This is a genomic window from Mucilaginibacter sp. P5_A4, from assembly GCF_056400605.1.
Genome location: NZ_JBFUKX010000082.1, coordinates 1 through 14,971 on the forward strand (window position 1 = coordinate 1; position 14,971 = coordinate 14,971).

The window sequence follows — 14,971 nt, forward strand, 5'->3', positions numbered from 1 at the left end:
GCCATACACAACTACCGCAGGGTAGAAGTACAGCATAAGCCATACCTGCCCCCGTCAACCCTAAAAGCCGGAGGGTTAAAAGGTAATCCCGGCGCTACGGCAAGCTATATGTATTACTATGGTGTTGACAGGCCCGCGGCGCTATTAGTAAATTTGCCTAAGGAGCAGGGGATGTTATATGTATACATGAATCCCTATACCGGGCAGGTTACCCATACAGAAAATCCGGCGCGGAACTTTTTTATTATTGTTGAGTACATTCACCTTTACCTGCTGCTGCCTGCCAATGTTGGTCGGCTGGTAGTGGGCATATCTGTTATTGTTTTTATTGTGCTGATGATAACCGGCATTATCCTCTGGTGGCCCAAACGCAAAAGCGACCGCAAGCGAAGTTTCAACATTAAATGGAATGGCCGCTGGCGTAGGGTTAATTATGATCTGCATAATGTGCTGGGATTTTATGCAACCGGTATTGCCATTATATTGGCACTTACAGGTTTATCCATGGTTTTTGAATCGGTGCGGGAAGGTATTTATACTACCGCTAACCTCGGTAAAGCTTATCCATCAGAAAAAGTATCCCTAAAATCCGACTCCCTGTTAAAAACGAGGGTGGATAACCGCTTTGTTATTGATAAGGCATTTGTACAGGCACAAGCCAATTCGCCGCAGGCGCAAATGTTCCTGATCTATGACGATGCTTCTGCAGCAGGAACAGTGGGTATCACTGCCTATGCCAAAAGCCTGCACTTTTATAAAAGCGATGGCTATGAGTTTGAGAAGTATACAGGCAAACTGTTAAAACAAACCCCACATATACAAAAAAGCCCCGGCATGAAGATGAACGATATGAATTACGATCTCCATGTTGGCCAGGTGCTGGGTCTGCCCGGCAAGATCATCGCTTTTTTGGCCAGTCTTATCTGCGCCTCGCTGCCGGTAACGGGTTTTATTATCTGGCTGGGCAAACGTAAAAAAGGCAAATCAAAAAAAGTAAAAGCGCTGGTGCACCGCAGGGTACAAAAGCAGCATACTTGAAAAGAGATTTAAACTTAATAGGTTATATTGTACATCGTCATTGCTTCTTTCAGCAATGACTTTTTTTTTGCTATATTCCATTAAAATCATCATACTCAAAAAAAATCAACCAATTGTGCAACGTTGTAGAATACCCTGCGTCTATTAAACTGAAGCTTAACACAACTTGGAAGCAATATTTATAGATAAGCATTACAGCCTGGTGGCAGAGTGCAAGCAGGGAAGTAAAAAAGCCTGTTATGAACTCTACCGTTTATATTCAAAAGCGATGCTGAACGTCGCCTTTAGGATAGTGGGCAATATTGGCGAAGCCGAGGATGTTTTACAGGAGGCTTTCCTTGATGCGTTTAATAAACTCAAAGATTTTAGGCAGGAAACCACATTTGGTTTATGGCTTAAGCAAATAGTGGTTAACCGGTCAATAAACCAGTTGCGTAAACGCAAACTTGAGCTGATAGAACTTGACGGCAATCATTTGGAGAATATTCCCGATGAGGAAGCTACCGACGATGATGAAATGCAATACCAGGTAACAATGGTAAAAGAGGGCATGAAACAATTGCCGGACGGTTACCGGGTAGTAATATCGCTTTACCTGCTTGAAGGTTACGACCACGAAGAAATAGGACAAATTTTAAATATATCAGAAAACACCTCAAGAACACAGTTCCTGAGAGCAAAAAGAAAACTAATGGAAATTTTAAACAGGAAGGGAAATGTGTCATGAGCAAGCGATTTGAAGATTTCATGAAAAATAATCACGAAGATTTTGACGAGATAGAACCATCGGCAGACCTGTGGGGCAAAATAGAGGCGCGTTTAAACGTGCTGGAGGCTGCGCCAAAAAAGCGCGAAGCCAAAACCTTTTCGCTCGCTTTTGTGCTAAAGGTGGCCGCATCCATCATTGTGGTAATGGGGATATGCTTCGGGGTGTATATCCAAGGTCAAAAAGGCCCAAAAAACGTTGACCTGGCTGCTATCAACCCCGAGTATGCCAAGCAGCAGGTGCACTATGCATCATTAGTTAAAACGCAGCTTAACCAGCTTAAAACAGCATCTAAAGGCGATCCGCAACTGCTTAGGGAGTTTACCGCCGAAATTGCCAAAATGGATTCGACCTATAAAAAATTGAATAATGATTTAGCTACCAGTCCTAACCAGGAACGTGTTTTACGTGCAATGATCCGGAACTTGCAAATACAAACCGAGGTGCTTAATCAGCAACTAAATGTGATAGAGCAGTTTAACGAAACGAATAAAGATCAAAAAAATGAAATCAAAAATATTTAAACCTTTCCTGTTTGCCTTAATGGTTTTATTAGCCATTAGTACAGCAAATTTTGCGCAGCAAAAAAAGCCGGTAAAGCCTACAAAGCCTGCTACTCCTAAAGTTGCCCCATCAGGTGATGATGACGACGATGATTCGGCAATAGCTGATAAAAATTATCAGCAGAAAATGAAAGATCTGCAAGTAAAGATGCGCGATCTGCAAAAGCAAATGAGCTCACTTAACAAGCAGAAGTTCAACAAAAGCATGAAGCTGAATATGAAGAATTTTAACAAAAGCTTCAAGCATTTTGATAAAAACTTTAAGTACGATAGTTTAAAACGCTTTGCTTTTAAGTTTAATGATAGCATGTTAAACTTCGCCTATAAATTTGATGCCAAAATAGCCCCTATGATAGCTTATGGCTTTAAGGATTTTGATAAAAGCTTTAATTTTAGCTATGATAGCAACAATGACGATAATGATAAACAGGCACAAAGCGGTGATGAAGTTGTAAAAACCAAAAGCTACAGCAAAAGCTATAGCATTGATGCCAATGATGTAATTAATATTGACAATAAATTTGGTAAGATAACAGTTAACACCTGGGCCAAAAATGAGGTAAAAGTTGACGTGCAGATAAAAGTAACAACCAACAATGAGGATAAGGCACAAAAGCTGTTGGATAATGTAAACATAAAGGATAGTAAAGACGGTAACGGAGTATACTTTAAAACCTCAATCGATCCTGATGGGGATAACAATGGTTCATGGGGTTCTTTTTTTAAAGGGAATCATAACTCGGCGCGTTCAATTGAGGTGAACTACACAGTGTATATGCCGGCCAAAAGCCCTTTAACCATCAGCAATAAATATGGCAGTACCGATTTGCCCGACCTTAGCGGCAAGCTCATTATCAATAACTCGTTCGGTAGCCTGGTAGCTAAAGCATTGAGCAACCCGAGTAACCAGATCAGGGTAAAATATGGTAATGCAACCATAGGCAACCTTAATGGCAGCGATCTGGATGTAGCTTATGGCAGCCTAAGCCTGGGCGATTGTGATAAACTTAATGCGCATTTGAGTTACAGTTCGGCAAAGATAGGCCGCATTAAAACCTCAGGAAATATCAACGTTAAATTTGGCGGAGGGATTAGTATTGAGGATATTGATAAAAACCTGAAGGATCTGTCTGTAAGGTCGTCATACTCCAGTATAAAACTTGGCCTGAGCGATGACCAGAGCGCCGATTTTGATGTAACTGTGCACTATGGCAGCTTTAATTATGGCAACCGCGATGTAAGTTTAACCAGTAAAACTCCTGCCGACGGCGAACGTGGATTTAACCCTACCAAAAACTATAAAGGCCATTTTGGTAAAGGAGGCACCGATAAAACCATTACTATTAACTCCACATTTGGTAGTGTAAACTTTGATTAACTAATAAATTTATCCTTTTACGCAAGCCTCTGCCCTAAAAAGCAGGGGTTTTGTTATTTTTGGCGTAAACGCGTTGCACCTATGAATTTAGAAATATTTGCCCAGGCCGAAACATGGATCTCGTTAGTTACCCTTACCCTGTTAGAGATTGTTTTAGGGATAGATAATATCGTATTCATATCAATACTATCTGACAAGCTGCCTGTAAAGCAACAGGCCAAAGGGCGTAGGGTAGGCTTAGGCATGGCCATGATTACCCGGGTATTGCTGCTGTTATCCATCAGTTGGGTAATGACACTTACTGCAACGCTTTTTAACCTGGGGTATCTGTTTAATGTTACAGACGCAGATTGGGCTGAAAAATTAGCTATTTCGGGCCGCGACCTGATCCTGATCATAGGAGGGTTGTTCCTAATCTATAAAAGTACGGCCGAAATCCACCATAAAATAGAAGGCGAAGAAGAAGGCAGCGAAAATGTAAAACCCCAGGGCTTCGTAGCAACCATCATCCAGATAATGCTGCTGGATATCGTTTTCTCGTTAGATTCGGTAATTACGGCCGTAGGCATGGCCAGCCATGTGGAGATCATGATACTTGCAGTTGTAATAGCTGTAGGCATCATGATGTGGTCATCAAATGGTGTGGCCTCTTTTGTAAACAAGCATCCAACAGTAAAAATGCTGGCGCTGTCTTTTTTACTGCTGATAGGTGTTTCCCTTTTGGCTGAAGCCTTTGAGCAGCATATCCCTAAGGGGTATATCTATTTCGCCATGGCTTTTTCGATGCTGGTGGAGATGTTGAATTTAAAAATGAAAGCAAAGAAGGCAAAAAAGACTGTCGATAAAGTTCAAAGATAGAGCTTCAGAATAGCAAAAGCCAGGGTGTCGGACGTACCCCGGCTTTTAATATCGCATCTCTCGAACACTCCGGGACGAATATTCTCTTAAAACACCCATGCGGGTAATTATAGGCATTGTGCGCTTGCTGGACGTTTATTGTCAATATGTACCATCACAATGTGGCTTTACGCCAGGCAACGCTCCTCGCGCATGGTCAGCTTACCTATCATATCTTTAAGGATAGTTCTTGCACGATATAAAGTAGTACGAGATAAAAGTTCACTCATACCTAATGAATTACCAATTTCCTGGTGCGAGTAGCCTTCAATGGCATACATGTTAAATACCGAACGGTAAGTTTTAGGTAGTTTTTGTATCAGCTTCATCAGGTCCTTAGCTTCAAGACCATTATCATTGTAAGCTTTGTTTACCGGCATTACGGTATCTGAGGCAAAATCTTCAACCAAAACAATTGGCTTTAATTTGCGATAGCGCGATATCGCGGCATGCACCATAATACGGCGTACCCAGCCCTCAAGGCTGCCGTCGCCCCGGTAGTTGTTCATGTTTCTGAATATTTTGATAAAGCCTTCTTGTAGTATATCCTGTGCTTCATCTTTGTCTGTAGCATAACGCATGCAAACAGCCAGCATCCTTGGTGCTAATAGTTTGTAAAATTGTTCCTGGCATTTACGTTCGTTGCGTAAGCATCCTTCCCAAATTGTCTGTAAACGGTCGTCGGCGGTACTCATTGTATATTGTATTTATATATAATGCCAATGCCAATACCAGTGCCATTTTATAAGATATTGATTGTTAGTTACTTAATTAATTTCGGGTTTTGTAAACTGTTCGATAGCGGACGGTGATTGTGCACATGCGGACAGAATGCTGACCCGTCCGGAAATAGCTATACAGATTTGTGAGTAAATCCTGCACTCACTATACATTGTATTTTGTTAATCCTAAGATGATCATGGATCAAATAACCTGTTGCTTGTTTTTTATTGATTTTAAGGCTCTCCAGGCTGCGCAGAATTCGAACCATTTAGTCGATCAATTGCGGTTTTTTATTTCCTTAGCTTAATAAAGGGAATAAACCATTGCGATTAGTCTGGTAAACATTAATCCTTATTGGTTAAATACGACCGCTAACGTTGATCGTATTATATCTTATTCAGCCTTTTTACTTTCAATACGCTTCCTGATACGGCTTAGTGAAGGGTTTGTGATACCGAGGTAAGATGAGATGTGATAAGCCGGGATACGCTCAACAATATCCGGATGTTCTTCCAACAACCTGATATATCGTTGTTCATGGGAGAAAAAAATGAATTCTTCTGTGCGCGTTTGCGCAATATTAAAGAATAATTCGGCCAGCAACCTGCCGAATTTTCCCCAGTTAGGATGGGTTTCATAAAGGCTATTAAGATCCTTATAGGAAATGAAGAAAATTTCCGAATCTTCCATCGCTTCGATAAAATACCAACAGGGATTGCGTGATACGAAACTCCTAAAAGAAACGACAAACTGATTTTCCGAGAAAAAGAATATGTTCTTATCTTCTTTTGTATCCGGGTCACGAAAGTAAATCCTGAATATGCCTTTGACTATCAATCCAAGGTCATTACAAACCATGCTTTGCATGTTGAAAAAGTCCCCTTTATTTATTTTTCGCGCTTTCCAAAATGGCTGGCTGTCGCTAATGTCTTTATCGCTCAACGAGGCAAAATTCCTCAGATACTGAAAGACGATATCGTTTTTATCGGTCATTTGATCATTGTATAAATTTGTCTATAAAATTATGATCCGGCTATTATTAAACCAGCAATTCAAACTCAGCAAAACCCGTCATTCTTCAAGCGTAGATTTTTAACCTAAACTAACAAAGAAATTCTTTTAATGCTTTTGGTTCCATCGACTTGGCTGCTTGATCGTACATATATTTATAGGCATTGGTGGTACTTGTACTTGCATTACCTCTGCAACCAATTCGTCGATAGCTGTGCAGCGCTAAACTATCCCTCAAATATAATCTGAATATAACGCAAGCATTTTCACTTAAGTGAAAATTTGCCACCGCAGTAAAACTGTAATTGTACCGTAATGTTTATCCGCATTTTAACTTAAGTGAAAAGTGTGCCAGGTAATACTGGAGAACTTTGAAATAATAAGACATTTAAAATTTTAATTATGACATCAAATTCTCAATCTAATGCAGTAGTTGACAAACAGGCCGTTGAAACTGCCAGATCATTACGCAAGCTTTATTTTATCCGCGCAGCCTTTTCGGTGGTCTGGGTGATTCTTATCCCCCTTTTTGCAAAAACATCTATGGGGGTTTCCAGCGTTTTACTGATCATCTATCCGGCCTGGGACGTAGTGGGTACGTTCCTCGATATTCGCGCCAATCACGGTAGCCCGTCTAAAACACCACAATATGTAAATGCTGTAATCAGTGGCATCGCTACTGTAGCTGTAGGCATCGCTTTACAGAAAGGCGTTCCTGAAGCATTGATGGTTTTCGGTGCCTGGGCAATTGGAACAGGATTGATTCAACTGATCTTAGGATTACGTCGCCGAAAATTTTTAGGCGGGCAATGGCCTATGATCATCAGCGGCGGCCAGTCCATAATCGGCGGCACTTCTTTTATCCTGCTGGCACACGACCCGACAAAGGGAATTACCAGTCTGGCTGGGTATGCCGCATTTGGCGCCTTTTATTACTTGCTTGCTGCATTTCGTCTGTCTAAGACGGTTAATCGCGGTACTGCAACAGTCTAAGTAAAACAAGAAATTGAAAATTGTTGCTATAGCCCCGTATTCGTCAAAAAAGTGAAATCCTTATATTACAATGGAAATCATAATCGCATCAAAAGGCTTTTTATATTGAAATAGAAAGGGCAAGCGACCGTTTTAACGTGCTTGCCCTTTTGCTCCTGAGGCTGGGCTCGAACCAGCGACCCTCTGATTAACAGTCTATGGGAGGCACTTTTCGATGCTTTGTTTTTTATTTAATTACTTACATATCAACTATTTATAAAAATGTCATTTTGTGATATTTTGCTGTTTTTTGCCATTTTTTGCCCATTTGTGTGAGAAATGTGTGAGAGTAAAACAGGCGATTTTGTGGGAAATTTGCGTAATTTCGCATGTTCTAAAAAATTTGTGTGAGAGAAATAGGCATTTTACCTAATTTTAATGAAAATGGCAGTAAAAGTTAACTTATATTTAGATGAACGGAAGGTTGAAACCGGTAAAAAAGCACCTGTAAAAATCAGGTTATATATCTCCCGTACCGATATCAGGCACTATCCTACAGACATCCACCTGACGGCTCAACAATTCCAACAATCCTACTTAACCGAAAAACCTAAAAGGGCTTTTCAGGAGGTGAAAATATCGTTAGGTGCGATAGAGGCTCGGGCGAATAAGATCATCACCAAAATGGACGGCATATTTATCCTTGATAAATTTGAGCGGGAAATGTTTCGCTCTCAAGCCAGCACCACAGATGTTTGCGCGTATTATCAGGATTACATAGATGAATTGACGAGATATGGCCGTGCGGGCACGGCATCTAATTATCGGTTAAGTTTAAAGTCATTGCTTGAATTTGCCGGCAAAGATAAACACCCCGCATCAAGCCTTTCATTTTCCCGGGTTACAGTTGATTTTTTGAACAGGTATGAGAACTGGATGGTAGCCGCCGACAAATCCAAAACTACTGTAGGTATATACTTACGGCCATTACGGGCTATCTTCAATAAAGCTATGGAAGACGGTAGCATAGCTGCTGAACTCTATCCTTTCAAAAAATACAAAATACCTACAGGCCAAAACATAAAGAAGGCGTTAAGTAAAGACGAATTAAAAAAATTATATACGGCCCCAGTCGAACCAGGTAGCCCGAAAGAAAAAGCAAGGGACTTTTGGTTTTTCAGTTACCAGTGCAACGGAATGAATTTCCGGGATATCGCAGAATTGAGGTATAAAAATATCAACAAAAAATCAATCTCTTTTTTAAGGCATAAAACACTTCATACCACTAAAGACAAACCTAAGCCCATTATTATTCCTTTAACAGAAACGATTAAAGCAGTAATAGAACGCTACGGTACCCGTCCTTTTTTGCCTGACAACTATGTATTTCCGATATTAACTAAAAAGATGGATGAAGCTGAGAAGCTAAGGGTAAACCAAAACTTTATTCGGTTTGTCAACCAGCATATTCAAAAACTGGCGAAGGATCTGGAATTGGATGCGGATATATCTACCTATTATGCACGGCATTCTTTTACAACGGCTGCTATCCGTAATGGTGCTAAAATGGAGTTGATACAGGAAAGTTTAGGCCATCGCAGCTTGAATACTACCCAAAACTATTGGGCCGGTTTTGAGGATAATGTAAAGCAGGAAATCGCTGATAAATTGATGGATTTTGGATGAAAAAAAATCGCACTCGCGTGTTTGCGAACTTTAATTTTTCAAGTTTGTAATTCAACCCGCCTAAATCCGTTAGTCGGGAAATGAACACACTATGCCATATTTACCGCTTAAGCAACCAACAGCGCGAGCCGGGTAAATAGTCAAGGCCGAGCCACCGCTGAAAAGAAAAACACAATGGCCCGCTCCGCATGGCCTTTACTTTTTATCCCGGCGGTGGGCTATTTTTGCGGATGTGGTGAATATGGAAAGTTAATCAATAACAGCGCAAATATCACAAGTTAGTCGTTGCTGCCAGCCATTGAAGAACGCCGATTTTCTGATAGTTCTAAATATTGATTAAGTTGCGGCCATTAAGAAAAATTACGATGTTTTATTGTAGCTTTCGATAAACAATAAAAGAATTCGAGTTCTATCAATTAATTTTATAACTATTAATGTCAGCCAAGTTTTTTACAAATCGCGAAGAGAAAAGCTTATTTAAAAAGTTTAAAGGAGCCGTTGAACACATGGCTGATATTTATGCTTTCCATGCCGTGGTAGGCTATTTTCGCGCTTCAGGTTATTTTCCCATTCGCGAACATTTACATAAAGTACCTGAGGTAAAAATATTAGTCGGTATTAACGTAGACCAAATAAGTGCCGAATCTAAACGAAGGGGTTTGCTCTTTTTTGGCGACCCCGAACGTACACGAGAAGAGTTTGTTAAATTGATGCGTCAGGACATACGTGAGGCTGAATATAGTAAAGAAGTCGAAGACGGTATAATGCTTTTTATGGAAGATATTATTGATAAAAAGATACATATCAAAGTTCATAAGACAAAAAAGCTTCATGCCAAGATTTACATTTTTTTACCGAAGAACTTTAATGAGTATAGCGGTGGTGAGGTGATTACAGGCTCGTCAAATCTGACTGATGCCGGGTTAGGAATAAAAAATGAAGGCAACTATGAATTTAACGTTGCGCTAAGAGATTACGAAGAAGTTGCTTTCGCTGAATCAGAGTTCCAAAAACTTTGGGAAGAAGGTGAAGATGTTTTGCCTATTGATGTAAATCGGGTAAAAGATGGTAGCCACATTGGACAGTTATATAAACCATTCGAAATTTACATTAAACTATTAATTGAATATTTTGGAAAAAACATTGAGTACGACCCTGATTCGGTTGGAGATCTACCTAAAAACTTTAAAAAACTAACGTATCAGATTGACGCCGTCAATCAAGGTTATAGCATGTTACTGGAGCACAATGGTTTTATGTTGGCTGATGTCGTTGGTTTAGGTAAAACTATCATTGCAACATTAGTTGCTAAACGGTTCTTAATATCAAATGGTACATTAAATACAAAAATATTAATAGTTTATCCTCCGCATTTAGAGCAAAATTGGAAAAGTACTTTTAGCCAATTTGGCCTTGACAAACATGTTCGTTATATAAGCAATGGAAGCTTGCATAAAATAATTGAACACAAAAACGATGACTATTGGCCAAAAGAGGATTATGATTTAATATTGGTCGACGAGGCCCATAAATTCAGAAATCATAAGGCTCAAATGTTTCAGCAACTTCAACTAATATGTAAAACTCCGCGTGCAGTTGAGGGTAATGTATTAGGGTTACGGAAAAAGGTGATTTTAATTTCAGCAACCCCTTTGAATAACCGGCCGGAAGATATTTATTACCAGCTTCAATTGTTTACTGACGCCCGAAAATCAACACTTCCTGTAACTAATTTGCAAGGTTTCTTTGCTCCCTTAATAAAAAAATATAAAGAGGTATTAGCAGCAGCGAAAATTACCGGAAAACCTGACATTGGTGAACTAAGAAAAATATATGGCCTTATTCGCGAAAAGGTTTTGCAACCAATTACTGTACGACGCACTCGAACTGACGTTGAATCATACGGTGCTTATAAAAGGGATTTGGATGAACAAGGGATCAAATTTCCGGCAATTAATCCGCCAATATCGATAGAATATAAGCTTGGGCCCCAATTAGGAGAGCTATTTATTAGTACTATTGATTACTTGGTTAATAGGATTGCTTATTATAGATACAGAGCGATAGAACATCTTCTGCCCGAGATTCAAAAAAAGTATTACACTCAGGCAGAAACGGCATCAAAAACCCTTGCTTATATCATGATGACCCAATTAGTAAAACGATTGGAAAGTTCTTTTGATGCTTTTAAAATTTCTTTAGATCGCTTTCACCTTTCCACCGCGCGGATGATAGAAATGTTTGAGAAGGGGAAAATCTACGTTGCTCCTGATGCTCAGATAAACGATTTAATGAATAAAGGTTGGGACGAAGAACAAATTGATGATAAGGTCTTAGAACTTTCGATAGATAATCCCAAAAATCAAATATTTGTTCCCGAAGACTTTGACGATAAATTTTTAGCATTATTAAAGGAGGATCTTGTAGCGATTGATACTATCTGTAAACAATGGAAAAAAACACATGCCGATCCTAAAATAGACGTATTTAAAAAATTATTAAATCAGGAATTATTAAGGAAGGACTACAATCCATCAGGTAAGTTGGTAATTTTCACTGAATCAAAAGATACTGCAAGATATCTTTTTAAAGAATTTAGCCAATGGGGTTACGAAGAGCAGACTATAATGATTTCAGCTGATAATCGTAAGTCTATGCAACATCGGATTCTAAGTAATTTTGATGCTAATTTACCGGGTAAACAAGCCGATGAGATTAAATATTTAATTACAACTGAGGTGTTGGCAGAGGGTATTAATTTACATCGGGCTAATGTGTTGGTTAATTACGACACACCTTGGAACGCAACCCGATTGATGCAGCGGATTGGTCGGGTTAACCGTATTGGCAGTACAGCCGATGTAATATACAATTACTCATTTTACCCAAGCCGTGAGAGTGATGCATTAATTAGTCTTTATAACAACGCTTACATTAAACTGCAAGGCTTCCATTCTGCCTATGGTGAAGATGCCCAAGTATATACTCGTGAGGAGGTGTTGGAGCAAGTTACTTTGCACATAAAAGGGCTGCCTGAAGAAGAAGACAAAAGATTAAAATATCTTGAATTTATTAGAGACTTTAGAAATAAGAACGAAAAGGAGTTTAAGCGCATAGCTCGTTTGCCGTTGAGAGCCAGAACCGCCCGTGACACAGACCAAGCGAACAAACGACAAGTTAAGGGGCAAACTTTAGTGTTTTTAAAATCGGACTATAAAATGGACTTTTTTAAAATTGGTGAAAAAAAAATAGAACCTTTAAGTTTTGTCGAGGCAGCAGAGATTTTTGAAGCCAAACCTAATGAGTTAGCTGCCGATGAATTACCGTCCTATCATCACGGACAAGTGCAAATGGCTATGAGGAAATTTGAAGAAGATTTGCTTTCACAGTCGGCAGATGCCCTATCAGGCCCGCAAGCTGATGCCAAAACCAATCAGGCAAAGAAATTTATAAGGGAAGAAAAAGCAGCCAGCACCGACGATAAATTTAGAAAAGCTTGCGAATTACTTTATAGCCTGCTTGAAACAGGTACATATACAAATTTAGCTACCGAAATTAATCAGGTACGTTTAAAATGCGATAAAAATCAATTATCTCCGGCCAAAGCCCATAATCTGATGATGACCTATGCGGTCAAATATGGACATAAGGCCCATGAAGATAGTGATAATGAACAACCTGAACTGCCATTAACTATTACCGATAAGCCCGCTATAATAATTTCCGAAACCTTTACTTTATAAATCACATGTTAAATTCAGAACAGCTTAAACCAATTTTAGAAGCTAAGTACAACCGAAACGATTGGTACAAAATACTAAGGCAAAATTTTAATGTAAATACGCTAAGAGAAAACCCGGTTATAAAAGTCTCTGTGGCGCAAAATGATTTTGGTGCTGTAGCTTATGAATTAGGAACTTTTGATACCTCTAATGGCCACGTAGTTGGTATTTATGAGATTGATGTGCCCGCTGTAAAACAAATTTATCGTAACAAGGTAGGTTTGCGTAGTTTACTTAATAACGTTTACAAAACGGATGTTGATGCCGCACTGATTGTATTTACCCAGGGTGATAAATGGAGATTTAGCTACGTAAGCGAGGTAACAGCCCGTAATTCTGTAACCGGCGAGCGTGAAAAATTAAAAACTGATCCGAAGCGCTATACTTATCTATTTGGGAAAGACGAGAAAGCCAAAACCGCTGCTGATCGTTTTGCTGATATACAGAAAGAAGATGTGGCTACAGGCAGGGGCATAACGTTGAAAAGTCTTCAAGACACGTTCAATGTGGAAAAAATGTCGAAGGAGTTTTTTGACAAATATCGCAAGCATTATGGCGCATTCTTAAGCTATTTAATTGGTGAAAATGAAGAAGGTAAAGCATCAGGCGTTGCTGCAGAACAGTTCAAAACAATTTTCAATGCAGATGATAAAAAGGCGCGAGATTTTGTAAAAAAGATGCTCGGCAGGATCGTCTTTTTATACTTTTTAGAAAAGAAAGGCTGGCTTGGTGTGCCCGAACATGAAAACTGGGGCAAGGGGGATCCTGACTTTTTAAGAAATCTTTTTGATAATAGTAAAGATCAGGAAGCCTTTTATCCATTTGTATTAGAACCATTGTTTCATAATACGCTAAATCAAATGCGTGATGGGGACTTTTTTGCAATTGACAATAACTTATTTAATGGGATTGAATACAATAAATATAAAATTCCCTTTCTGAATGGCGGCTTATTTGAACCCGAAGCATACAATACAGATTTCTTGATTTTTCCGGCAGAGTTATTTAAGAATCTTTTTGGCTTTTTTGATCGCTATAATTTCACTGTTCACGAAGATAGCCCTCAGGAACACACCGTAGCGGTTGATCCTGAAATGCTGGGCCATATTTTTGAAAACCTACTGGAAGACAATAAAGACAAAGGTGCGTTTTATACCCCTAAAGAGATCGTGCACTATATGTGTCAGGAAAGCCTAATTGAATATTTGTGCACTAAATGCGAAGCGGAATCAGACGAGAATCTACGTTCTGGGATTGAAGGATTTATTAAATACCAAGAACTTGGCGGAATTGCCGAATATGATGAAACTATATTGCAGGCCCTGCGTGATGTAAAGATCTGCGATCCGGCAATCGGTTCGGGGGCTTTCCCCATGGGTGTACTATTAGAGATTTTTCATTCGGTTGAAACTCTTTATTACGAATTTGATGCTACTAAAAGAATTTGGGATTTGGAAGATGGCTGGAACCCCGCTAAAGTGAAATTGAGTATTATTGAAAACAGCATCTATGGCGTTGATATCGAACCAGGTGCTGTTGATATTGCCCGTTTACGTTTCTGGTTGAGTTTGGTTGTAGATGAGGTTAAACCACAACCATTGCCTAATTTGGATTATAAAATTGTTGTTGGTAATAGCTTGTTAAGCAAGTTCGAAGAAGAGGTTATTGATATTGATTGGGAGGTAAACGCAGGGACAGAAGCTACCAAGAAATTGCAGTTACAGATTCAAGAAAATCTTAAAAAATTGTTTGCAAAGCAAAAACGATTTTTTAATTATAAGGGCGATAAGAAAACATTGCAAGCGGATATCCGCAGCTTGAAAATAGACGTATTGATAAGTCAGCTTGAATTAGATAAATATAAGTATGATCAAACTACTGCTAAAACTGGAAGTTTATTTGGAGAAACAAAAAAAGAAACTGTTAAAACAACAGAAATAACGCTTCAACTTGCGGGATATAATACTGCGATAAAAAAATTAGAGACGTTAAGGGCCCATCCCGAAAAGCCGCTTATGTTTTTTGATTGGAAGTTGGATTTCTCAGAAGTATTGAATCCTATGTTAAAAGAAAACGAGCGTTTTAATTCGTCAATTGGCTTCGACATAGTGATTGGAAATCCACCATATGTGGATTCAGAAAACATGGTCAATAA

Annotated in this window: 11 protein-coding genes; 9 read left to right on the forward strand and 2 right to left on the reverse strand. The window is 39.2% G+C overall.

Annotated elements, in window-relative coordinates:
* The 5 genes from AC1DQW_RS26510 to AC1DQW_RS26530 all read left to right on the forward strand — a co-directional run.
* The coding region (locus AC1DQW_RS26510) for a PepSY-associated TM helix domain-containing protein (RefSeq protein WP_477456810.1) at positions 1–1,038 on the forward strand (1,038 nt) is incomplete at its 5' end.
* 166 nt (positions 1,039–1,204) lie between these two features.
* Entirely contained in the window at positions 1,205–1,765 is a 561-nt protein-coding gene (locus tag AC1DQW_RS26515) for an RNA polymerase sigma factor (RefSeq protein WP_477456811.1), read from the forward strand.
* A 20-nt stretch (positions 1,766–1,785) separates the two neighbouring features.
* On the forward strand, positions 1,786–2,328 hold the full coding sequence (locus AC1DQW_RS26520; protein ID WP_477456812.1) for a hypothetical protein: 543 nt from the start codon (positions 1,786–1,788) through the stop codon (positions 2,326–2,328).
* Positions 2,309–3,745 carry a DUF4097 family beta strand repeat-containing protein gene (locus AC1DQW_RS26525; RefSeq protein ID WP_477456813.1) on the forward strand — a complete coding sequence of 479 codons (1,437 nt, stop codon included), beginning with the start codon at positions 2,309–2,311 and terminating at the stop codon, positions 3,743–3,745. The genes AC1DQW_RS26520 and AC1DQW_RS26525 overlap by 20 nt, the downstream gene beginning before the upstream one ends.
* 81 nt (positions 3,746–3,826) lie before the next feature.
* Entirely contained in the window at positions 3,827–4,603 is a 777-nt protein-coding gene (locus AC1DQW_RS26530; RefSeq protein WP_477456814.1) for a TerC family protein, read from the forward strand.
* A 167-nt stretch (positions 4,604–4,770) separates the two neighbouring features.
* Here the strand turns inward: AC1DQW_RS26530 and AC1DQW_RS26535 are convergent, their stop codons facing one another.
* Both AC1DQW_RS26535 and AC1DQW_RS26540 read right to left on the reverse strand, forming a co-directional pair.
* Entirely contained in the window at positions 4,771–5,337 is a 567-nt protein-coding gene (locus AC1DQW_RS26535) for an RNA polymerase sigma factor (RefSeq protein ID WP_477456815.1), read from the reverse strand.
* Between the two features lie 421 nt (positions 5,338–5,758).
* Positions 5,759–6,358, reverse strand: a complete 600-nt coding sequence (locus AC1DQW_RS26540) for a Crp/Fnr family transcriptional regulator (protein ID WP_477456816.1) — start codon at positions 6,356–6,358, stop codon at positions 5,759–5,761.
* A gap of 420 nt (positions 6,359–6,778) precedes the next feature.
* Between AC1DQW_RS26540 and AC1DQW_RS26545 the strand changes: the two genes are divergently transcribed.
* The 4 genes from AC1DQW_RS26545 to AC1DQW_RS26560 form a co-directional block, all read left to right on the forward strand.
* A complete protein-coding gene (locus AC1DQW_RS26545; protein WP_477456817.1) occupies positions 6,779–7,369 on the forward strand; it encodes a hypothetical protein in 591 nt (196 codons plus the stop codon).
* A 423-nt stretch (positions 7,370–7,792) separates the two neighbouring features.
* Positions 7,793–9,034 carry a tyrosine-type recombinase/integrase gene (locus AC1DQW_RS26550; protein WP_477456818.1) on the forward strand — a complete coding sequence of 414 codons (1,242 nt, stop codon included), beginning with the start codon at positions 7,793–7,795 and terminating at the stop codon, positions 9,032–9,034.
* A 434-nt stretch (positions 9,035–9,468) separates the two neighbouring features.
* On the forward strand, positions 9,469–12,777 hold the full coding sequence (locus AC1DQW_RS26555) for a helicase-related protein (RefSeq protein WP_477456819.1): 3,309 nt from the start codon (positions 9,469–9,471) through the stop codon (positions 12,775–12,777).
* A 5-nt stretch (positions 12,778–12,782) separates the two neighbouring features.
* Positions 12,783–14,971 (forward strand): Eco57I restriction-modification methylase domain-containing protein (locus AC1DQW_RS26560; protein WP_477456820.1); only part of this gene is annotated, 2,189 nt, incomplete at its 3' end.